Genomic DNA, 21653 nt, shown 5'->3' with positions numbered 1-21653 from the left:
CGTCTATCGCGCCTAGACCACCTCCGCGCCGCGCTTTAGCAAAAGCTCTCGCAGCACCGACCGGTGACAGCGCGCCTCGTTCTCGCAGTAGCACCCGACTGACAGATTGGTCGTATGCGAGAGCGCCGCGAGCAGGTCGAGCGACCTGCTCGCCTCCGGCGTCGCCATCTCCGCTTTATATTTCCGCACGAAGGCGCTCCACTCCTTCTCCGTCTGCGCGCTCAGCGCCTCGGCCACCCGCTCCGCCGATGGCGCCAGGTTCGGGTACCACACGTCGTAGAAGTTGCGACTCGCGAATTCGGCTTTCGGCACGCCGCGCGGCGGCCGGCGAACGGTGCCGATGCGCAAGCCTTCGTTTTCGCTGCGCGGTGAGCCGAGCCGCACGATTCGAATGGCCATACTCCGTCTCCCTGTTTTGCTCGTCACAGCATAACCGCCGCCGATGTGTTCGAGCGCGATCCGTCGCGTTCCCGTATCGTTTCGGATTATTCTTTGTCCGCTTACTTCCGGAACACGACGTGCCCGCCGATCCCGCCCAATCCGCCCCCCGCGACCCCGATGCGCCGATGACCTCCCGCGAGCGGCGTGGCATGGCCGCCATTCTGCTGGCCGTCGCGCTGGCGACACTCGATACCGCCATCGCGAATACCGCGCTGCCTGCGATCGCCGCCGATCTCGGCTCGACGCCCGCGGCCTCCGTCTGGATCATCAACGCGTACCAGCTCGCGATGGTCGCCACGCTGCTGCCGTTTGCGGCGCTCGGCGGCATCGTCGGGCATCGGCGCGTATATCTGGGCGGCCTCGTCGTGTTCACGATCGCATCCGCGATATGCGCGTTCTCGTGGTCGCTGCCGACGCTCGTCGCCGCGCGCCTGCTTCAAGGGCTCGGCGCGAGCGCGATCATGAGCGTCAATACGGCGCTGATCAGCGCGCTGTTTCCGCTACACCGGCTCGGGCGCGGCGTGGGACTGAACGCGCTGATTGTCGGCATTGCGTTCGCGGTCGGGCCGACGGTCGCGTCCATCGTGCTGTCGCTCGGGACGTGGCCGTGGCTCTTCGCGGTGAATCTGCCGGTCGGCGTGCTCGCGCTTTTCATCGCGTGGCCCTCGCTGCCGCAGACGAAGCGCAGCGCGCACGGCTTCGATCGCGTGGCCGCGGCGCTCAACGTCGTCACGTTCGCGTCGCTCATCTTCGCGCTCGGCGAAGCGGCGCAGCGCGCGCCGTCGCGCACGGTGCTCGCGGCGCTGGCCGTTGCGCTCGTCGCGGGCGCGCTGATGCTTCGACGCGAACGCGGCCATCCCGCGCCGATGCTGCCCGTCGATCTGTTTCGACGCCCGATGTTCGCGCTGTCCACGATGACCGCCGTCTGCTCGTTCGCCGCGCAAGGACTCGCGTTCGTGTCGCTGCCGTTTTACTTCGAGACCGTGCTCGGCCGCACGCAGGTGGAAACCGGCTTTCTGATGACGCCGTGGTCGGTGCTCGTCGCGTTGATGGCGCCCATCGCGGGGCGCTTGTCCGACCGCTACGCGCCGGGGCTGCTCGGCGGCATCGGGCTCGCCATTCTGTGCGCGGGCATGGTGTCGCTCGCGGCGCTGCCGGCGAATCCGCATGCGCTCGATATCTGCATCCGCATGTCGATTTGCGGCGCGGGCTTCGGGTTCTTTCAGTCGCCGAACTTGAAGGCGTTCATGGCCAGCGCGCCGCGCGAGCGGAGCGGCGGGGCGAGCGGCGTGGTCGCGACCGCGCGGCTCGTCGGGCAGGCGACGGGCGCGGCGCTCGTCGCGTTGTGCTTCGGCATCGCGGGAAAACACGGTCCGGCGCTCGCGCTTTCGCTGGGTGCGGGCTTTGCCGGAGCGGCGAGCGTCGCGAGTGGGTTAAGGCTGGTGACGCGTGATGCCGGCTCGGCGGCGGGGATGGCGCAGGAGTGAACCGAAGGCGCGCAGATGCCCCGCTCGTGACGTGCAATACCGGCACCGCCTCGGCTTGCGTCGCGCTGGTCTAGATCAGAGGCGCTCCGACTCGCCGCTCGTCACGCGACGCAAGAGTGAACGACGGCGCTCAACCGTGATCGCGACGCGACGTCCGCGACCGTGGCACGCGGGTAACTCAAAAGCGCTCAACCGCGATGCGCGCGCCATCTCGCTGACACGGCACGCGACCACGTCGAAAGGCCCGCCGCTCAAATCCGCCGCACCTTCACCTTGCGCCCCTTCAGCTTCCCGGCGCCGAGCCTGCGGATGGCGTCATCGGCGATGCCGCGCTCTACCGCCACATAAGTCACCATATCCATCACATTGATCTTGCCGATCTGCGTGCCGTCGAACCCCGCTTCGCCGGTGAGCGCGCCCAGCACGTCGCCCGGGCGGATCTTGTCCTTACGTCCGCCGAGAATCTGCAACGTGGCCATCGGCGGCTTCAGATGCCCCGGCTCGGCCGACGTCAATTCCGACAGCGGATGCCACTCCACTTCCGCGCGCTGCGCCTCTTCGATCGCGCCCACGCGCCCCATCTCGTCCATGCTCGCGAGCGACAGCGCCCAGCCCTCCTCGCCCGCGCGCCCCGTGCGGCCGATGCGATGCACATGCACTTCCGGGTCCGGCGTCACGTCGACGTTGATGACCGCTTCCAGTTGCGCGATGTCGAGTCCGCGCGCCGCCACATCGGTCGCGACGAGCACGGAGCAACTGCGATTGGCGAACTGCACGAGCACCTGATCGCGTTCGCGCTGCTCCAGCTCGCCATGCAGCGTGAGCGCCTCGAAGCCTTGCGCGCGCAACACATCGAGCAAGTCGCGGCACTGCTGCTTGGTATTGCAGAACGCGAGCGTGCTTACCGGACGATAGTGATCCAGCAGCAGCCCGACGGCGTGCAGGCGCTCGTGGTCTTCCACCTGATAGAACCGCTGCTTGATCTTGGCATTGCTGTGCTGCTCGGTGAGCTTGATTTCACGCGGATTGCGCAGGAACTGCTGGCTCAGCTTCGCGATGCCTTCGGGATACGTCGCGGAAAAGAGTAGCGTCTGCCGATCCTTCGGGCACTGCCGCGCGACGGACGCGATATCGTCGAAGAAGCCCATGTCGAGCATGCGGTCGGCTTCGTCGAGGACGAGCGTGCGGACCCCGGCGAGCGAAAGCGTTTCGCGCTGCAGATGATCCATGATGCGCCCCGGCGTGCCCACGACGATATGCGCGCCGTGCTCGAGACTCGCGATCTGCGGACGCATGGGCGTTCCGCCGCACAGCGTCAGCACCTTCACGTTTTCTTCCGCGCGCGCGAGGCGGCGGATTTCCTGCGTGACCTGATCGGCGAGCTCGCGCGTCGGGCAGAGCACGAGCGCCTGCACGGCGAACTGCTTCGCGTCGAGCCGCGAGAGCAGCGGCAGAGTGAAGGCGGCGGTCTTGCCGCTGCCGGTTTTCGCCTGCGCGATGAGGTCGTGCCCGGCGAGCGCATGCGGCAGGCTGGCCGCCTGAATCGGCGTCATCGACGCGTAGCCGAGTTGTTGCAGGTTCGCCTGCATCGCCGGGGAAAGCGGCAGGTTGGCGAAGGAGGTGTCGGTGGTCATGGCGTTAATGCGAGCCTCGCGGCGGGATGTCGCTGACTTGTTCGTAGGAGACGGCGCCCTCCGGCGACTCGTGGCGCGTCACGTAGTTACGCGCGCCGCACATCGGGCAGCGGAACAGCAGACCCTGGCCTTCGTTTTTGATGACGACGTCCGAGGGCTGCCATTCTGCTTGGCAGGACTGGTTTCGGCAGGTGAACATGGGGGAAGTTCTCTTGATTGCGATCCGCGCGGGTGGGCCCGCGCAAGATGGATTGGCTCGAAGCGGAAGTGTACGCGGGTTGGGGCGGGGGCTTCGGGGATTAAAGCGGGCGGGGTTGTCCACGGAAGACTTGGGCGCGATGCCAGGCGACGAACTGGCTCGACGGGTGATGCTCCGCTCTGACCGGCGCGTTCAGCAGACTGCCGTGATGCCGCAACAAAATGTGGTCGAACTGGTCGGTGCCGTGCGCTTCTTCGGAGACCAGCACGCGACGCTCATCGCCAAGCGTGAAAGCGCCGATATCGAAGAGCTTGTGATGCAGGCAGCACAGCGCGATGCCGTTTTCCACGACGTCCGGTCCTTCGAACTGGAACCATTTGATGTGCGCGGCCTCTAGGCCAATCGTGCGGTTGCTGATGCGCATGTCGAGATTGCACAGCGCGCAGCGGTACTGGTACGCCCTGAGTACGTCGTCGCGAAAGTCTGGACTGCGACGCGTTCTGGCTGTCAGCGGTGCGTGAAGCGTGAGGCCGACGGCGGCGAGAATGTCCTCGTGCATGCTGTCGGGGAAATGCGCGTCGAGTAATATGCGCGCGACGTCGCGGATGGATTGCGGATTGCTGTCGAAGGTGCGTTGGACGTCATCGGACAAGCGGCCGGTCGCCTCGATGCTGCGCAGCTGCGTCTTGGTCAATGCCGCGTTGGACGCGAGCGCAACGCCCGAGCCGTGCGCCGCGACGCGCCACACGTCGTCGCTTTGCAGGCGAAGAAACGGCATCTCCGGATACAGCGTGCGCCGCCAAGGGCCGAACTCGCGCAAGAGTTCGTTCAGCTTGCTTTCGTACTGATTGAACGGCACCTCGCGGACTCCGCGGCTGTACAAGCCGAGCGCGAGCAATGCCAGTAAGGGCTTATGAGGCGCGCGCTCGTCACCGCGTTGCCAGACCTTCAACGCCTCGAAGCGCCGAAGGATGTCGAGCGGGTGACGGCGCTGCATGCTGCGATTCAAATGCGGGCGACGGGGTTGGCCCCGCTCCCCTCAAACATCAATATTCCCCGCCCGCAACGCATTGCTCTCGATAAACGCCCGACGCGGCTCGACATCATCGCCCATCAGCGTGGTAAAGATGCCATCCGCCGCGATCGCGTCTTCGATCTGCACGCGCAGCAGCCGCCGCACGTTCGGATCCATCGTCGTTTCCCAAAGCTGCTCGGGATTCATCTCCCCGAGCCCCTTATAGCGCTGCTTCGACACGTTGCGTTCCGCGTCCGCGATCAGCCACTTCATCGCGCTCTTGAAGTCCGACACGGCCATCGACCGCTCGCCGCGCTTGATCAACGCGCCTTCGCCGATCAAGCCCTTGAACGTATCCGCCGTCGAAACCAGTTGCTTATAGTCAGCGGTCAGTTGCAGGTCTTCGTCGAACACGGAAACCTTCACGTTGCCGTGATGGCGCCGCTTGATATGCAGCGAGCGTACTTCGCGCACCTGATCGTAGGCCGGCTCCACCGTGACTTCCGGCTTCAGCGGATCGGCGCGCAGCCGGGCCTCGAGCGCCTTCGCCGATGCAGCCGCCGCTTCTTCCGTCGACAGGTCGATCACGACGCCATCCATCACGGCTTCCAGCGCCGCTGCGTCGTAGATGCGGCTGATGCGATCCACCACCGCCTGCGCCAGCAGATACGCACGCGCCAGTTCGCCGAGCGCATCGCCCGAAATCGGGTCCGCGCCTTCGCTCGGAATCAGTTCAGAACCCTGTAGCGCGAGCTTCAGCATGTGCTGGTTGAGCTCGTGCGCGTCCTTCATATACCGCTCGTCCTTGCCCGCCTTGATCTTGTAGAGCGGCGGCTGCGCGATGTAGATATACCCGCGCTCGACGATCTCCGGCATCTGCCGGTAGAAGAACGTCAGCAAGAGCGTGCGGATATGTGCGCCATCCACGTCCGCATCCGTCATGATGATGATGCGGTGATAGCGCAGCTTGTCGAGGTTGTAATCGTCCTTGCCGATGCCGCAGCCAAGCGCCGTCACGAGCGTCACGATCTGCTCCGACGAGATCAGCTTGTCGAAGCGCGCCTTCTCCACGTTCAGCACCTTGCCGCGCAGCGGAAGAATCGCCTGGAACTTGCGGTCGCGGCCCTGCTTCGCCGAGCCGCCCGCCGAGTCGCCCTCGACGATATAGATCTCCGACTTCGCCGGGTCTTTCTCCTGGCAGTCCGCGAGCTTGCCCGGCAGGCCGATGCCATCGAGCACGCCCTTGCGCCGCGTCATCTCGCGCGCCTTGCGGGCCGCGTCGCGCGCGCGCGCGGCATCGACGATCTTGCTCGTGATGATCTTCGCGTCGTTCGGCGTTTCCTGCAGGTAGTCTTCCAGCGCCTTCGCGACGATCTCTTCAACCGGCGCGCGCACTTCGGACGACACCAGCTTGTCCTTCGTCTGCGAACTGAACTTCGGCTCCGGCACCTTCACGGAGAGCACGCACGACAAACCCTCGCGCATGTCGTCGCCGGTGGTTTCCACCTTCGCCTTTTTCGCGATGTCGTTGTCCGTGATGTACTTGTTGATAACGCGCGTCATCGCGGCGCGCAAGCCGGTCAGGTGCGTGCCGCCGTCGCGCTGCGGAATGTTGTTCGTGAAGCAGAGCACGCTTTCATTGAAGCTGTCGTTCCACTGCATGGCCACTTCGACGGTCACGTTCTCGCGCTCGCCGGTCGCGTGGAAGACGGTCGGATGCAGCACCTGCTTCTGCTTGTTGATGTATTCGACGAAGCCCTTCACGCCGCCCGCAAACGCGAAGTCGTCTTCCTTGCCGGTGCGCAGGTCCGTCAGCCGGATACGCACGCCGTTGTTCAGGAAGGACAGTTCGCGCATGCGCTTGGCGAGAATGTCGTAATGGAATTCGACATTGCCGAAGATCGTCGCGTCCGCGAGAAAGTGCACTTCCGTGCCGCGCTTTTCGGTGTCGCCGACGACGGGCATCGGCGAATACTGCACGCCGTCTTCCTCGACGATCTCGCGGTTCTGCACCACGCCGCGCGCGAATTCCATGAAGTGCTTCTTGCCGTCGCGGCGCACCGTGAGGCGCAGCCATTCCGACAGCGCGTTCACGCACGAGACGCCCACGCCGTGCAGGCCGCCCGACACCTTGTAGCTGTTCTGGTCGAACTTGCCGCCCGCGTGCAGTTCCGTCATCACGATTTCGGCGGCGCTGCGCTTCGGGTCGTGCTTGTCGTCGCGCTTCAGTCCCGTGGGCACGCCGCGGCCGTTGTCCGTCACGGAAATGGAGTTGTCCGCGTGAATCGTCACGTGGATGTCGTCGCAGTAGCCGGCCAGCGCCTCGTCGATGGAGTTGTCGAGCACTTCGAACACGAGGTGATGCAGACCGGTGCCATCCGACGTATCGCCGATATACATGCCCGGACGCTTGCGCACCGCCTCCAGCCCTTCGAGGATCTGAATGGAGGATGCGCCGTAGCTGTTGTCGGGTTGCGAATGTGTGTTTTCAGTCATGGATTTCTTCCGGTTCTGCGTCACTGCTTCGACACTACTTCGATAACTGCTCGTAAATGCTCGAACTTTTCAAAACACCTTAAAAACGCCAAAGGGGCGCGCCGCCCCTTGGAGTGTGATCGGTGTCGTATGCGTCAGATGCGCATCGGCATCACCACGTATTTGAATTCCTCGTTCTCCGGAATGGTGATCAGCGCGCTGGAATTCGCGTCGCCGAGCGCCACCTGGAGCGTGTCGACCTTCAGATTCGCGAGCACGTCGAGCAGATACGTGACGTTGAATCCGATATCGACGGTATCGCCCTGATACGCGATTTCGAGTTCTTCTTGCGCTTCTTCCTGGTCCGCGTTCGTGGACATGATCTTGAGCTGGCCCGGCTCGACGAGGCAGCGCACGCCCTTGAACTTGTCCGAAGTCAGAATGGCCGCGCGCTGGAGCGAACGCTGCAGTTCTTCGCGGCCGATCTCGAACGTGTTCTTGTGCGACTTCGGAATCACGCGCTGGAAGTCGGGGAACTTGCCTTCGACGAGCTTGGACACCAGTTCCACCTGACCGAACGTGAACTTCACCTGCGTCGCGGCGATGTCGATCTTCAGCGTGTCGTCGATGTCTTCCAGCAGGCGCTGCAATTCGAGAATGGTCTTGCGCGGAATGATGACTTCCTGACGCGGGAACGCGCCTTCGATCTTCATGGACGAGAACGCGAGGCGGTGGCCGTCGGTGGCGACCGCCATCAGCTGGTCGCCGTCCACTACCAGCAGCATACCGTTCAGGTAATAGCGAATGTCCTGCTGCGCCATCGCGAAGTACACCATGCCGAGCAGCTGGCGGAACGTCTTTTGGGGAACCGACAGGCTCGCGCCGAAGTCAGTAGCCTGGTTGACCGTGGGGAACTCGTCCGCGGCGAGCGTCTGCAAGTTGAAGCGGCTCTTGCCCGAGCGCACGGTGAGGCGCTTGTCGGAGAGGTCGAGCGCGACTTCGCCGGCCGGCATGGCGCGCAGGATGTCGAGCAGCTTGCGCGCGGCGACGGTGGTGGCGACCTGATCGCCGCCGACGCCGAAATCGGCGCGCGTGGTGATCTGGAGTTCGAGGTCCGTCGAAAGGAACGACACATCCGCGCCGTTCTTGGTGATGAGCAGATTGGCGAGGATAGGCAACGTATGGCGGCGTTCTACGATACCGCTCACGGTTTGCAGCGGCCTTAGAAGATTATCTCGTTCGGTCTTGACCAGTTGCATAGAGTTCCTTCATTGATGTGACGGCCTGTCCGGGCGGTTCGCCACCGTAGCGCCACCGTTCGCCCGCCGGACAACCTCGTAACACGCGTTGCCGGCCCCCCGCCGGTCACTCGCGAAAGCTTGCGCTTCAGAACCGTCCAGGCCAGCGGACGGCAAACCTGTATTGTGCCTGAAAACAGCACGGCTCCCCAGAAATTGGGGGCGTTTTCGCCAATAAACAGGCCCGCACGCGCAACAATCGACGCCTGCCGCCGCGCGCCGCCCGGCGGCTTCATCAGCCCTTCAGCGTCTGTTCCAGCACGTGCAGTTCGTGGTTCAGCTGCGCGTCGTTGCCGCGCTCGGCGGCAATCTTGCGCACTGCGTGCAGCACCGTCGTGTGGTCGCGGCCGCCGAAGAGTTCGCCGATTTCGGGCAGGCTTTTCTGCGTCAGTTCCTTCGCCAGATACATGGCAATCTGACGCGGACGGGCGATATTGGCCGGTCGCTTTTTCGAGTACATGTCGGCGACCTTGATGTTGTAGAAATCGGCGACCGTCTTCTGGATGTTCTCGACCGAGATCTGCCGGTTCTGCACCGTCAGCAGGTCTTTGAGCGCCTCTTTGGTCAACTCGATGGTGATGTCGCGGCCGTGAAACTTCGAGTACGCCAGAATCTTGCGCAGCGCGCCTTCGAGTTCGCGCACGTTCGAGCGCAAATGCTTGGCGACGAAGAACGCCACGTCTTCCGACAGGCTCACGCCTTCGGAGATCGCCTTGCGCATCAGAATGGCGACGCGCATTTCCAGTTCCGGCGGCTCGATGGCGACCGTCAGACCCGAGTCGAAGCGCGAGATAAGGCGATCGTCGATACCGGAGATTTCCTTCGGATACGTGTCGCTCGTGATGATGACCTGCGCCTTGTTGGCGACGAGCGCCTCGAACGCGTAGAAGAATTCTTCCTGCGTGCGCGACTTGCCCGAGAAGAACTGAATATCGTCGATCAGCAGCAGGTCGAGCGAGTGGTAGTAACGCTTGAAGTCGTCGAACGCCTTGCGCTGGTACGCCTTCACCACGTCGGACACGTACTGTTCCGCATGGATGTAGCGGATGCGCGCGCCGGCCTTGTCCATCAGCAACTGATTGCCGATGGCGTGGATCAGGTGCGTCTTGCCGAGGCCCACGCCGCCATACAGAAAGAGCGGGTTGTACGAGATGCCCGGGTTGTCCGCGACCTGAATGGCCGCCGCGCGGGCAAGCTGGTTCGCCTTACCGGTCACGAAGTTGTCGAACGTGAGCACCGGATTGAGCTTCGAACGTTCGTAGGCGGAATCGGTTTCACCGCCCGCCGACGGCGCGCCGCCCGGCCGCCACGTGCGCCGGCCAGCGGCGGCTTCGTTGGCGTCGAGGCTCGGCAGGTCGAGATCGACTTGTTCTTCCTGCGTGGCCTGCGCCTGCTGCGCGGCTTCGGCAGCGAGCGCGTTGACGTGCGCCGTTGCGTTCGCGTGCGCCACCACCGAAGGCGCGGCGGGCGCCGCCGCCGGCGCGGGCGGGCGCGGCGGCGTGACGCTCACGCGCGGCGCGGCGTTCGGCGCGCCGCCGACGGCGCTGCGAGCGGTCGCTTTCGGATCGAGAACGAATTGCACGTCGATAGGCGCGCTGAAGAACTCGCGCGCCACGTCCGCGATGCGTCCGGAGAACTGGCTCTTCACCCAGTCGAGCTTGAAGCGGTTCGGCGCGGCGATGCGCAGCGTGCTCGCGTCGGCATCGAAGTCGACCGGGGTCAGCGGCTTGATCCACGTGACGTACTGCTGAGGCGTGAGCTCGCGCTCCAGCAGTGCGGAACAGTGTTCCCAGAAATCGTTCATCGAGTGCGGTCGTTATGGTTGCTGCGCGCCACCTGCGGCCATGCTTGCCGAATGCGTCCACTTACGTCGGATGGTTCGGCAAGTCCCGGCACGGCCAAGCAGGCATGCTCCGGAGGCTTACGCCGCAAGGGTTTGCGGGCGAACGGCGGGCCGAAGCAGCGGGCGGATATTTGGGAGTAAGGCGAGATTCTAACGCCAAACCCTCGCGGCGCGCGAGTTATCCACAGGGTCAAATCACCGCGCCGAAAGAGGACGAAACACGCGGGTTGCACCGTCGATGGGCGCTAAACTATTGACGGTCAATAGGAAAACGGTTTAAATAGCGGGTTCCGCGAAAACAGAATTCCTGAACCTCCGGCCATCGTGCTTGCAGTGACCACACTGGAGCCAAGCCCGCGCGGTCATTCAACTCAAGTGAGAGCACCATGAAACGTACTTACCAACCTTCCGTGACGCGCCGCAAGCGCACCCATGGCTTCCGCGTTCGCATGAAGACCGCCGGCGGCCGCAAGGTCATCAACGCTCGCCGCGCGAAGGGCCGCAAGCGCCTGGCCATCTAAGACAGGCACGTGCTGCTCGCAGCCGCGTCGCGTTCGGAGACGGATGCATCGGAAGGTGGCGAGCCGCTTGCCGAGCGCCGCACAGAAGTCTTGAAACAGGACATCGTCGAGTTGCCGGCGTCGGCCGCGTTCCCCAAGGCCGCAAGGCTGCTGAAAACGGATGAGTTCTCATCCGTTTTTCGTTTGCGCCCCTGGCGGCGTTCGCCGCACTTCGTTCTGTACGGCAAGCCCACGGGCAACGAAGCGCGGCTCGGGCTCGTCATCGGTAAAAAGCAGGCGCCGCGCGCCGTCACGCGCAATCTGATCAAGCGGCTTGCGCGCGAAGCGTTCCGGCTGCGTCGAGAGCAGTTGCGTGGATTCGACATCCTCGTGCGGCTGCACGCGAAAATCGACCGCAAGGCGATGCCGAGCGCCAGTTCGCCGCCGCTCGGCGCGCTGTGCCGCGGCGAACTGGAAGTACTTTTCGACCGTGCCGTGCGCGAAGCAGCGCGCCGCGCGGCCGAACCCGTGGCGGCGCCGCCTTCGGCGCCCGCCGTCGACGATTCATCCGGCCCTTCCGGGTCATGAAGCGCGGGCCGCGTCGGTTTGCCTCTCACCGCAAACCGGGGCGCGCAGCGCGAAGCTTATGCAAACGGCACTCATCGCGTTGTTGCGCTTCTACAAGGTTGCGATCAGCCCCCTGCTCGGCAACCGGTGCCGCTTTTACCCTTCCTGTTCCGACTACGCGCGCGAGGCAATCCAGTATCATGGCGCCGCGCATGGCACGTATCTCGCCGCAAAACGGCTCTGCCGCTGCCATCCCTTTTCGGCGGGCGGCGTCGATCTCGTGCCGACACCGTCCCGTGCTCCCGGTTCTTCGTCCGCTTCCACGCAGGCGGATAGCCCGGCTGCAGGTTCCGCTCAAGAAAAGCATTCACCACTAAACGGCGCAAAAGCGCTTACCGATCGACACTGAGACAACGCATGGATATCAAACGCACCGTCCTATGGGTCATCTTCTTCGTGTCAGTTGTCATGCTGTTCGACAACTGGCAGCGCGACCATGGGCGCCCGTCGATGTTCTTCCCGAGCGCGACGCAGCCGGCCAAGACCGCCAGCAATCCGGCACCGGGCTCGGCCACGCCGGGCGCGCAGCCCTCCGAACTGACGAACGCGCCGGCCGGCGCCGCGCCGGGCACCTCGACGCCGCCCGCCACGGCGGCTTCGCAGCTCGTCAAGTTCACGACGGACGTGTATTCCGGTGAGATCGACACGCGCGGCGGCACGCTCTCGAAGCTCTCGCTGCTCAAGGAAGGCGACGGCAAGCAGCCAGACCTTTACATCACGCTTTTCGATCACACCGCGAACCACACGTACCTCGCGCGCACCGGCCTGCTCGGCGGCGACTTCCCGAATCACAACGACGTCTTCACGGCGGTGCCGGGCCAGACGTCGCTGTCGGGCGACGCGAAAACGCTGACGCTCGCGTTCGAATCGCCGGTGAAGGGTGGCGTGAAGGTCGTGAAGACGTACACGTTCACGCGCGGCAGCTACGTGATCAACGTCGATACGAAGATCGAGAACGTCGGCAATGCGCCGGTCACGCCGAAGCTCTACATGGAACTCGTGCGCGACAACACGCCGGTCGAGACGCCGCGCTTCTCGCACACGTTCATCGGGCCGGCTGTCTACACCGATCAGAAGCACTTCCAGAAGATCGATTTCAGCGACATCGACAAGAACAAGGCCACGTTCGAGCCGTCGGCGAACAATGGCTGGATCGCAATGGTGCAGCACTACTTCGCGTCGGCGTGGATTCCGAAGGAAGGCGCGCAGCGCGATATCTACGTCCAGAAGATCGATCCGGACCTGTACCGCGTGGGCGTGCAGCAGCCGGTGCAGACCATCGCGCCGGGACAAAGCGTGACGGTCGATGCGCGTCTTTTCGCCGGTCCGGAAGAAGAGCGCATGCTGGAAGGCATCGCGCCGGGTCTGGAACTGGTGAAGGACTACGGCATGGTGACGATCATCGCCAAGCCGCTTTTCTGGCTGCTCGAAAAGATCCACGGTTTCGTCGGCAACTGGGGCTGGGCGATCGTGCTCTTGACGCTGCTGATCAAGGCGGTGTTTTTCCCGCTGTCGGCGGCGAGCTACAAGTCGATGGCGCGCATGAAGGAAATCACGCCGCGCATGCAGCAGATTCGCGAACGCTTCAAGAGCGATCCGCAGAAGATGAACGCGCAGTTGATGGAGCTGTACAAGACCGAGAAGGTGAATCCGTTTGGCGGCTGTCTGCCGGTGGTGATTCAGATTCCGGTGTTCATTTCGCTGTACTGGGTGCTGCTGTCGTCGGTGGAAATGCGCGGCGCGCCGTGGATCGGCTGGATTCACGATCTGTCGCAGCAAGACCCGTATTTCATTCTGCCGGTGCTGATGGCCGTGTCGATGTTCCTTCAGACGAAGCTGAACCCGACGCCGCCGGACCCCGTGCAAGCCAAGATGATGATGTTCATGCCGATTGCGTTTTCGGTCATGTTCTTCTTCTTCCCGGCGGGTCTCGTGCTGTATTACGTGGTGAACAACGTGCTGTCGATCGCGCAGCAGTACTACATCACGCGGATGATGGGACAGCGTAAGAAGAAGGTGGCTTGAGGTTCTTGGCTGCTGGTTTTGGATGTGGAAACGCCCGGCTTTGCCGGGCGTTTTTTTGCGCTGTTTGGACCGCTTATCTCACCGCTTCTTTCACGACTGCGTCTTTCCTCGTGATGCGCTGCCGGAAAGATGCTCGCTGAGTCGTTCGTCTAGCCTGTTCAGCTTGGCCAGAATAAGGTGCGCGGCGGCCGTTGCCTCACGAATATCGCGACGAAAAGCGTCCTCGTGTTCATAGCCTTGGAACGCCGGTACGGTTTCAGCCGCCTCCAGCCGGGTCGAGACATACGGCGTAATGTCCTCACCGTCCAACAGCATCGTTCCCCGGTGGCCGAGCAGCATGGCCAACGACGTCCGATTCTTTCCCCGCGGCATCGTCTTTGCATCGAACCAGTTTTTCACGGTCGTAGGCGTTACGCTTGCGTCCGGGTCCGCATGCGCGAGTGCGTGAACGAGGTCGTCCGGATGTCCGACGCGGAAGAGCTTCTGCTTGAAGTAGGGAACGTCACGCTGGATGGTGTCGGCCACATCTGCAACCAGCAGCCGTAAGCCGCGCGCGAAAGCCTGTTTTGTACGATTGGTCGCCATGCAGGTAGTGTCTTGGACATTCCAGTCCGCGTCTTCAAACTCGAATTTGCAATCTCGAATTCGAATTTGTATCCGCGGCTGGACCGAGCCGAGCCCCTTGCGCCGCAAGGCTTTCCGCCCTCAACGGCGCAAGATAAATCTCGCGAATCAGAATTGGAAAATTTGGTCGCAGCCGGAAGTCGCTACCGCTTCATCGCCCCATAAAACTGGTCGATAAGCTCCTCGAGCAAATACCGATGATGCGGCGACAGCGCCTCTATCTTCGACGCAAGTTCCAGCGTGTCCTCGGACGCCGGGTACTTCTCGTCGCGCGCGAGCGGTTTGGGGGCGGTCTGCGCGCCGCCGCTCGGCGGCGGGCCGTAATGCAGCCAGTGCAGATCCACCTTCAGCCATTCGGCGAGCGTCTGAAGCTTGTCACTCGTAGGGATCGACCGGCCGGTGAGCCACTTGTGCGCCGTTTGCGGAGACACCGGCTCGCCCTGGTACCGCAGATTGAATTTGTTCGCGAGATCGGTCGCGCCTCGCATCTTCTCGGGCGACCGGGCCATGGAAAATTTGAGCCGTTCTGAGAAATCGGCCTTCTCTTGCTGTGTTGGCATGCGTTCAATTGTGCAAGGCAATCGCTGCCTTTACGTCAACCAACTGCGCTAGATCTGGCGCGTATCAGACGTCGTTTATCCTGTCCGAGTGACTGAATGCTTGCCTGATGTCAGCCGTGCGACGGCTGGCTGGCCATGCTCGACGAGCGTTAGCTCGTTAGCCAATCAATACGCTGCTGCACAGCGCGATCTGGAATCGTATCTTGTTTAAGATAATGCAAGAATTGTCCTAGCAAATCGGACCGATATCCCCGCGATACAATGCCGGCTCCTCCCGACGCCTCCGCTCCGACCGCCGCCATGCTGACCAACGACACCGATCCCATCGTCGCTATCGCCACCGCGCCGGGACGCGGCGGAATCGGCGTCGTGCGGCTTTCGTTCGGGCGAGCAGGCGAGGCGGCCGCGCAGCAGGCGATGCATGCGCTCTGCGGCCAGCCGCTCACGCCGCGCCACGCGAGCTACGTGCCGTTCATCGACGGCAACGGTGAAGCGCTCGACCGCGGCATCGCGCTGTACTTTCCCGCGCCGCATTCGTACACGGGCGAGCACGTGCTGGAATTGCAGGGCCACGGCGGGCCGATCGTGCTCCAGCTCTTGCTGCAACGGGCGATCGAGGCCGGACGCGACTTCGGCCTGCGGCTCGCGGAGCCCGGCGAATTCACGCGCCGCGCGTTTCTCAACGACAAGCTCGATCTCGCGCAGGCCGAAGCCGTCGCCGACTTGATCGAAGCGAGTACGGAAGCCGCCGCGCGTTCAGCTGGCCGCTCATTGGAAGGCGCGTTCTCGCGCGAGATTCACGCGCTCGTCGAGGACGTGATCACGCTGCGCATGCTGGTCGAGGCGACCCTCGATTTCCCGGAAGAAGAGATCGACTTCCTCGAAGCCGCCGACGCGCGCGGCAAGCTCGCGCGTATCCGCGAACGGCTGGATCGCGTGCTCGCCGATGCCCGGCAAGGCGCGCTGCTGCGCGAGGGGATGTCGGTGGTGCTGGCAGGGCAGCCGAACGTCGGGAAATCGTCGCTATTGAATGCGCTCGCCGGTGCCGAACTGGCGATCGTCACGCCGATTGCGGGCACCACGCGCGACAAGGTCGCCCAGACGATCCAGGTCGAGGGCATCCCGCTGCATATCATCGATACCGCCGGCTTGCGCGAGACCCAAGACGAAGTGGAGCGCATCGGCATCGAGCGCACGTGGGGCGAGATCGAGCGCGCGGACGTCGTGCTCCACTTGCTCGACGCTCGCACTGGGATGACTGACGACGACGAGTCGATTGCTGCCCGCTTTCCGCAAGGCGTGCCGATCGTCCGCGTTCTGAACAAGACTGATCTCGCGGGCGCGCCCGCCGCCGTGCGAGAAGGCGACGACCAAGCGCGCGAAGTGAACCTGTCCGCCAAGACGGGCGACGGCATCGCGCTGCTGCGCGAGCAGTTGTTGAAAACCGCCGGTTGGCAGGCGGGCGCCGAAAGCGTGTACCTCGCGCGCGAACGGCACCTCATTGCGCTGCGCACGGCGCGCGAGCATCTCGCGCTCGCCGCGGATCATGCGAGCCAGCAATCGCAGGTGCTCGACCTTTTCGCCGAAGAATTGCGGCTCGCGCAGGACAGCCTGAACGCGATCACCGGCGAGTTCACTTCCGACGATCTGCTCGGCGTCATCTTCAGCCGCTTCTGCATCGGGAAGTAAAGCGGTCAAGCCGCGCGCGGCGGCCCCAACTCACGCAATTCGGCCGTGAGCTTTTCGGCTTCCTCGGGTCGTCCGTGAAATGCTGCCGGCGTGTTCTGGAACATCTCGATCGCGTACGCTCCGTCGCAAAGGGAAAGCACGAGCGTCTGCACGGCATTGAAGCGCGGATCGAGCGCGTCCTGTCCGCGCGGCCACATGCCGGCCACCGCCCGCAGCAACAGCGTCTGCCCGGCCGCCATGCGCCTGACCTCGCGCACTTTTGCGACAAAAAGCGGCGTCGGATGCGCCGCGAAAATCGGCGTCAAATGCGCCTGGATGCATGCCCTACCGTCGATGGCGCTACCGTCAAAGCCGACCAGGCTGCCTCGCTCGGCAAAGCGCCCGGCCATGGCGGCGGCGTCCTGCCGGTTCCAGTCGTCCAGCAGCGCGAAAAACACGCGCCGCGCGCTGGCGGTCCAATCGTCGATGCCGTTCATGCTGCCCTCTTCCAAGCCGCGGCGAACACGCCCGCGCCCATCAGCAACGCGCCGCCGGTGCGGTTCACGGCGCGCTGCACCGAAGTCTTGCGGATCGCGCGGCGCGCTCCGGATGCGAGCAGCGCATAGGCGAACGCGTTTGCCGCCGCGATGCCCACGAACGTGGCTTCCAGAATAGCGATCTGCGAGACGGACGCCGCGTGCGGATCCACGAACTGCGGCACGAAGGCGACAAAGAAAATGATGCTTTTGGGATTGAGCGTGGTGACCGCGTAGGCGTGCGCCATGATGCGGCTCGTGCGCAGCTCGCCGGCCGGCTTGACGGCATCCGCATCGACGACCGGCGCGCGCCACAGCTTCACGCCGAGATAGAACAGATAAGCCGCGCCGATCCATTTCACAGCCATAAAAAGCTCCGCCGATGCCGCAAGCACGACGCCCAGACCGAGCATCGAAGCAGTCATGGCGGTGAGGTCGCCGAGCGCGACGCCGACCGTCGTCGCGAGCGCGTATTTGCGGCCGTGACCGAGTGCGTACGAGACGACAAGCAGGACTGTCGGCCCGGGAATCGCCACGAGAATCGCCGAAGCGATTGCAAACGGCAGCCATTGAGCGAGCGTCATTCCGAATTCTCCTTGAGTAATGCCGTCGATTTATCCACGAACCGGCGTGCGTGACAATAGGCCGTTCGGCTAGCTTCCGCCACTGACGATCGGCTGCTATGCGCGTTGTCGCGGCCCGACAAGAACCGCTTCTGCGGCGCACCAAAAGCGCAACGAGACAAATCGCCGCACCGACACATTGCTGCTGGTGAATTCATTTTCGATTCGCCCTTCAATCGGCCGGTTCGTCGTACAGGTGAGGGCAACTAATCTCCGGGATAAATACTGCGACATTGCGTCTTGTTGCAATCGCACACAACATATGCTTGCAACGCGACGCCGCTCATTTAGCATGAGTTCACGCAACCGGTTTTATATACGTTGCTAATGTCGCGGCTCGAGTCCGGAGGCTCTATTCATGAAGAAACGCGCCAGTGCTGTCTTCACCGTGGTGAGCTTGGTCGTCGCGGTTTCCGCGGCGTACGCGCAGGACAACGCCATCCAGCCACAGCAGACGTTCAAATTCAGGCCGAATTCGTACGGCTGCTTGTCGAAAGATAAATTCGATTCAGCGGATCAGCACGCAAAAGCCGGCGAGCATCAGCAAATGCAGCAGTTCTTTGAAGGCTTCGAGTGCATATCGACGCCGGTGGATTCGCATTTTCGCGTGCTGCGCGTGGTGGGCCACGACATCGAATTCGTGAATGCCGCCAATAGCGACACGCAAGGCATGTGGACCGCCGACCGCTTTATCGATCAATAAGCGGTCGCATCAAAGCGCGCCTTGAATACGGCGCGGTCGCCCGCTCAGGCTGACCGCGCGATCCGCACTTCCAATTCCACATCGATTCGCCGCACAATGTCGGGCTCATCGCGTCCGATGTGCGGCTTTCGCCGTTGCGCCGTGCCGCTTTCCAACTTCTTATGAATCGCCGGTCGCGAGCGCCGGCGTCATCGCTGCATGGCTCTGAAATCCACCATCTATAAGGCCGATCTCCAGATCGCCGACATGGACCGTCATTACTATGGCGACCACTCCTTGACCATTGCGCGGCATCCGTCCGAGACGGACGAACGCATGATGATCCGCGTCGCGGCGTTCGGCCTCTTCGCCAACGAGCGACTCGAATTCTGCAAGGGCCTCTCGGATACCGACGAGCCCGATCTCTGGCAAAAGGACCTCACCGGCCAGATCGAGTTGTGGATTGAAGCGGGCCAGCCGGACGAGCGGCGCATTGCGAAGGCGAGCGGGCGCGCGGACCGCGTGGTCGTGATCGCGTATGCGGGAAAGACGGCGGACATCTGGTGGCAGGGCGTGCGCGCGAAGGTGGAGCGCCTGCAGAACGTGACGGTATGGTCGCTCGCGGACGGCGTGGCGGAAGCGCTCGGCAAGCTGGCCGAAAGGACGATGCGCCTGCAACTGACGGTGCAGGATGGCGAGGCATCGCTCGGCAGCGCGACGGTCGACCCGGTGGCGATTCGCTGGAACGTGCTGAAGGCGCCGGGCGCGTGAGCGTCAGGCTTCTGGCGGCCCTTTGAGCTCGATCATGTTGCCTTCGGGATCGAACAGATAAAGCGACGGACCGAAACCTTCGGCGCCGTAACGCCGCGCTTCTTCGCCGATGCGCGCGCCGTGCGTCTCGAGATGCGCGCGCAGGGCTGCGGCATCGAAGGGTTCGACGCGCAGGCACAGGTGATCCATGTTGCGGCCCGCGCCCGGCTGACCGCTTTCGGGTCGGTCGATGGATGCGCCGACAGCGAGCAGATCGATCAGCGAGCGGCCGGCGCGCATCTGCACGAGACCGATATCGCGCTGCTCTTTCTCGACCGCGCAGCCGAGCGCGGTGCGATAGAAGTGGATCATCGCGTCGAGGTCGATGCAGCGAATCACGACGTGATCGATTTCGCGGATGTGGATGGGCATGGTGCGTTGCTCGCTCGCGGGGTCATTGACGAGCAGTGTACGCGGGATGCGGACTGCGGGAGACGCGGAAAAGACAAAGGGCTCGGTGTGATACCGAGCCCTTTGGGATTCGTGGTGGAGAGGAGGAGGATCGAACCCTCTCCACCTGATCACGCATACCCATTGACTTGTCAACGCCCGGACCAAAGGCTTGTATGCTGCGTCGTCCCGTCTCGGGACACCGGAGCGGGAGTCTACCAGATGCCGCACAAGACTACCGGTTCTCGGCAATGCAAACCCGACGGTCGGTGCCCAACACACGTGTAGACTACGCTCTAACTTGTCAGCGGTTGGAATTCTGGGTAAGGAGCCAGATTGAACGTCGCGTCGAGCGAAAGGACGCGATCTACAACTTGCTTATGGTCGCTCCAGGCCGCTCGTCGATTGTAAGTCTGGTCGTTTTTCTCCACGCATTTCATCAGGTGAACGAGGTCATCGAGGGTATATGCAGGCAGCGATGGACGAATGGCCTCATTGAAACGGTTGTCGGCTTCGTCGAAAGACCAACTTTTCGCGTAATATTTGTTCGCTAGGCGCCTGACTTGGGCAGACCATTCAGGTGCTTCAGAGAATTCGTTAAGAGCGGTCCAAACATATTTGTCGATCGCAGGGTGTCCGTCCTCGTCCAACCATGCAGACAGCATCGTGATGTGAGATGCGAGACTGTCTGCCAGGAACCATGCTAAGCATCTTGTAAGACCATCGGATGCTGCATCTTTCTGAAGGGCGATCTTCACGTGCTCGTTGAGCAACGGATACATTTGCGGATTCTTGGATAAACAGCCGGTGAGATAGATCAGCATTACATGAGTCAATGAGATCTGACTGAAGTGATCTGGATCTTCACGAATCAATGCTTCGAATCGCGCAGGATTTCGCTTGATCAATAACATCAACGTCCGATAGTTGATATATCTGTTCGCCTCGAAGTCGTCGCCTTCTTTCTTAAAAACGAATAACCAAAGATCTCTGAAGACTCGTTTTTCAACTGCCGCATTGAACCGCTTGAAATATTTTTGCTCTACGTAGGTCGCGAGAGCTGCATCATCGATCAATATTTTCTGGTGCTTGGCGATGTCAGCAACCAGCTCGGAGGTGACTTTCGTCGCCAAAATCGGGGGCTTGATTAAAACATCGTCGAGCGTATTTCGAATCAACGCACGAACTTCGTCACGGTTGGGGCGATGAAGTTCCGAATGGTCATCGATCAAAGGATGCGCCGCGAGATGCCTCTGCTGCTGGAGATGCTCAAGAGCCTTCATCTCGACAACGCCGATCAGCTGCGTTCGCTCGACCACCGCCTTGACAAGATCCATTTCCCATGCCGACGAGGTTGGATTCTTGAGTTTCTTAGCGGAGATCTCCAACAAAATATTCTGTGCCGTCTGATCTTGATAGGTTTGCGCAAGATTCTCCAACTTGAATATCAAGTCGCAAATGGCAACCGACCAGAGCATTACAACTGCGGACCGGTAGTTACCAATCGTATAGCTGGAATAAACTTCCGCAAAATATTCGCGCGTTCGCGAGTCGAATATCTTTCCCGCCTGATGATCGATAGAATACTCGTCTAACATGTAGACCCTTAACAATTGAATGGCCGGTGTAAAAACACCTTAGGGGCTTCGCAAGTTCTCAGAAACGCGCGATCCGACGATATTGCAACGCTTCGTTATTCTAGACTGCAAGGCTCGATCGGCAATACTTCGATCGCCGGTATCGATCTCGAAGCGTCCTCGTGCGGGATTGAGTATGTGGCGGCGAGTTGGCGAAGCTTCGACAAAGCGATCAGGCTCTTGTTGTCTCGCTCAGACCGACGCGACGCGTCAGCGATAGGCGCGAACGGACCGTAGTATATTTCAGTCCATGTGCCGTCATCTTTTACGGCGAGGACAAGCAGAAGATCCGCTTGTCCGCGAAAGCCCACTTGGCTCGCGGCAAAGTTCGCTTTTATTTGCACCGTTCGGCCATCCGGATCGACTGCATCATAGCCACTGGAGCCTGCGGGCGCCTTGGTGAGTCCGTAGGCTTCGATTGCCACCAATTCTCCAAAGTCACCCAGCAAGTTTCCCAGACCGGCCCACTTGAACTCTGGGGCCAGCACACGTAGCGTTCGCTGCGACGCGAATATGCCAGCCAGAATATGTTGTATTGCTCGAGTCCGCTGAGACGATGCTGCCACTTGATCCATGGTC

At 62.4% G+C, this 21653-nt stretch carries 21 protein-coding genes and 1 pseudogene; 8 read left to right on the top strand and 14 right to left on the bottom strand.

What is annotated here, in order from left to right; all coding sequences use genetic code 11:
- Positions 1 to 12: 12 nt before the first annotated feature.
- The gene (locus tag NCR34_RS00950) at positions 13 to 399 is read right to left on the bottom strand and encodes a DUF488 domain-containing protein (RefSeq protein WP_248320834.1); all 387 of its coding nucleotides are present in this window, start codon (positions 397 to 399) and stop codon (positions 13 to 15) included.
- A gap of 167 nt (positions 400 to 566) precedes the next feature.
- Here NCR34_RS00950 and NCR34_RS00945 point away from each other — a divergent pair, with 167 nt between their 5' ends.
- Positions 567 to 1928, top strand: coding sequence for an MFS transporter (locus tag NCR34_RS00945; RefSeq protein WP_248322371.1), 1362 nt, complete (start codon positions 567 to 569; stop codon positions 1926 to 1928).
- Positions 1929 to 2179: 251 nt separating this feature from the next.
- On the opposite strand, the gene dbpA is transcribed toward NCR34_RS00945, so the two are convergent.
- The 6 genes from dbpA to dnaA form a co-directional block, all read right to left on the bottom strand.
- Entirely contained in the window at positions 2180 to 3562 is a 1383-nt protein-coding gene (gene dbpA / locus NCR34_RS00940; protein WP_248320833.1) for an ATP-dependent RNA helicase DbpA, read from the bottom strand.
- Positions 3563 to 3566: 4 nt separating this feature from the next.
- Positions 3567 to 3761, bottom strand: a complete 195-nt coding sequence (locus NCR34_RS00935; protein ID WP_244847619.1) for a hypothetical protein — start codon at positions 3759 to 3761, stop codon at positions 3567 to 3569.
- Between the two features lie 100 nt (positions 3762 to 3861).
- Entirely contained in the window at positions 3862 to 4758 is an 897-nt protein-coding gene (locus tag NCR34_RS00930; RefSeq protein WP_248320832.1) for a phosphorothioated DNA-binding restriction endonuclease, read from the bottom strand.
- Between the two features lie 42 nt (positions 4759 to 4800).
- Positions 4801 to 7272 carry a DNA topoisomerase (ATP-hydrolyzing) subunit B gene (gene gyrB, locus NCR34_RS00925; protein WP_206467309.1) on the bottom strand — a complete coding sequence of 824 codons (2472 nt, stop codon included), beginning with the start codon at positions 7270 to 7272 and terminating at the stop codon, positions 4801 to 4803.
- Positions 7273 to 7406: 134 nt separating this feature from the next.
- On the bottom strand, positions 7407 to 8510 hold the full coding sequence (dnaN, locus tag NCR34_RS00920) for a DNA polymerase III subunit beta (protein ID WP_244847616.1): 1104 nt from the start codon (positions 8508 to 8510) through the stop codon (positions 7407 to 7409).
- A gap of 274 nt (positions 8511 to 8784) precedes the next feature.
- Positions 8785 to 10353: a chromosomal replication initiator protein DnaA gene (gene dnaA / locus NCR34_RS00915; protein WP_248320831.1), complete on the bottom strand. Its 1569-nt coding sequence runs from the start codon at positions 10351 to 10353 to the stop codon at positions 8785 to 8787.
- A gap of 425 nt (positions 10354 to 10778) precedes the next feature.
- On the opposite strand from dnaA, the gene rpmH reads away from it, so the two are divergent.
- The 4 genes and pseudogenes from rpmH to yidC all read left to right on the top strand — a co-directional run bounded on the left by rpmH (position 10779) and on the right by yidC (position 13544).
- The gene (rpmH, locus tag NCR34_RS00910; RefSeq protein WP_004198824.1) at positions 10779 to 10913 is read left to right on the top strand and encodes a 50S ribosomal protein L34; all 135 of its coding nucleotides are present in this window, start codon (positions 10779 to 10781) and stop codon (positions 10911 to 10913) included.
- Between the two features lie 90 nt (positions 10914 to 11003).
- The gene (rnpA, locus tag NCR34_RS00905) at positions 11004 to 11480 is read left to right on the top strand and encodes a ribonuclease P protein component (protein WP_248322370.1); all 477 of its coding nucleotides are present in this window, start codon (positions 11004 to 11006) and stop codon (positions 11478 to 11480) included.
- A 58-nt stretch (positions 11481 to 11538) separates the two neighbouring features.
- A pseudogene (yidD, locus tag NCR34_RS00900) lies at positions 11539 to 11754 on the top strand (membrane protein insertion efficiency factor YidD); the annotation flags it as partial.
- 122 nt (positions 11755 to 11876) lie between these two features.
- The gene (gene yidC, locus NCR34_RS00895) at positions 11877 to 13544 is read left to right on the top strand and encodes a membrane protein insertase YidC (protein WP_206467306.1); all 1668 of its coding nucleotides are present in this window, start codon (positions 11877 to 11879) and stop codon (positions 13542 to 13544) included.
- A gap of 90 nt (positions 13545 to 13634) precedes the next feature.
- Here yidC and NCR34_RS00890 read toward each other — a convergent pair whose 3' ends face one another.
- Positions 13635 to 14129 (bottom strand): hypothetical protein, encoded by a 495-nt coding sequence (locus NCR34_RS00890; protein WP_250498887.1) that lies wholly within the window; start codon positions 14127 to 14129, stop codon positions 13635 to 13637.
- Positions 14130 to 14311: 182 nt separating this feature from the next.
- Complete coding sequence (locus tag NCR34_RS00885) at positions 14312 to 14728, bottom strand: transcriptional regulator (protein ID WP_175938858.1); 417 nt, start codon at positions 14726 to 14728, stop codon at positions 14312 to 14314.
- Between the two features lie 300 nt (positions 14729 to 15028).
- Here NCR34_RS00885 and mnmE point away from each other — a divergent pair, with 300 nt between their 5' ends.
- Positions 15029 to 16417: a tRNA uridine-5-carboxymethylaminomethyl(34) synthesis GTPase MnmE gene (gene mnmE / locus NCR34_RS00880; protein WP_250498999.1), complete on the top strand. Its 1389-nt coding sequence runs from the start codon at positions 15029 to 15031 to the stop codon at positions 16415 to 16417.
- Positions 16418 to 16422: 5 nt separating this feature from the next.
- Here the strand turns inward: mnmE and NCR34_RS00875 are convergent, their stop codons facing one another.
- Positions 16423 to 16893, bottom strand: coding sequence for an SgcJ/EcaC family oxidoreductase (locus tag NCR34_RS00875; protein WP_250498886.1), 471 nt, complete (start codon positions 16891 to 16893; stop codon positions 16423 to 16425).
- Positions 16890 to 17516, bottom strand: coding sequence for a LysE family translocator (locus tag NCR34_RS00870; protein WP_248320827.1), 627 nt, complete (start codon positions 17514 to 17516; stop codon positions 16890 to 16892). The genes NCR34_RS00875 and NCR34_RS00870 overlap by 4 nt, the downstream gene beginning before the upstream one ends.
- A 397-nt stretch (positions 17517 to 17913) precedes the next feature.
- Here NCR34_RS00870 and sap1 point away from each other — a divergent pair, with 397 nt between their 5' ends.
- Together sap1 and NCR34_RS00860 are read left to right on the top strand one after the other, a co-directional pair.
- Complete coding sequence (gene sap1 / locus NCR34_RS00865; protein ID WP_248320826.1) at positions 17914 to 18258, top strand: surface attachment protein Sap1; 345 nt, start codon at positions 17914 to 17916, stop codon at positions 18256 to 18258.
- A 198-nt stretch (positions 18259 to 18456) separates the two neighbouring features.
- Positions 18457 to 19008, top strand: coding sequence for a YaeQ family protein (locus NCR34_RS00860; protein ID WP_248320825.1), 552 nt, complete (start codon positions 18457 to 18459; stop codon positions 19006 to 19008).
- 3 nt (positions 19009 to 19011) lie between these two features.
- Here the strand turns inward: NCR34_RS00860 and NCR34_RS00855 are convergent, their stop codons facing one another.
- The 3 genes from NCR34_RS00855 to NCR34_RS00845 form a co-directional block, all read right to left on the bottom strand.
- Positions 19012 to 19419, bottom strand: coding sequence for a VOC family protein (locus NCR34_RS00855; protein ID WP_248320824.1), 408 nt, complete (start codon positions 19417 to 19419; stop codon positions 19012 to 19014).
- Positions 19420 to 19733: 314 nt separating this feature from the next.
- The gene (locus NCR34_RS00850) at positions 19734 to 21035 is read right to left on the bottom strand and encodes a hypothetical protein (protein WP_250498885.1); all 1302 of its coding nucleotides are present in this window, start codon (positions 21033 to 21035) and stop codon (positions 19734 to 19736) included.
- Between the two features lie 95 nt (positions 21036 to 21130).
- On the bottom strand, positions 21131 to 21649 hold the full coding sequence (locus NCR34_RS00845) for a DUF6998 domain-containing protein (RefSeq protein WP_250498884.1): 519 nt from the start codon (positions 21647 to 21649) through the stop codon (positions 21131 to 21133).
- Positions 21650 to 21653: the final 4 nt, after the last annotated feature.

The organism is Caballeronia sp. GAWG1-5s-s (assembly GCF_023631445.1).
Classification (GTDB): Bacteria; Pseudomonadota; Gammaproteobacteria; order Burkholderiales; family Burkholderiaceae; genus Caballeronia.
This window is presented reverse-complemented; position numbering and strand designations above follow the sequence as displayed.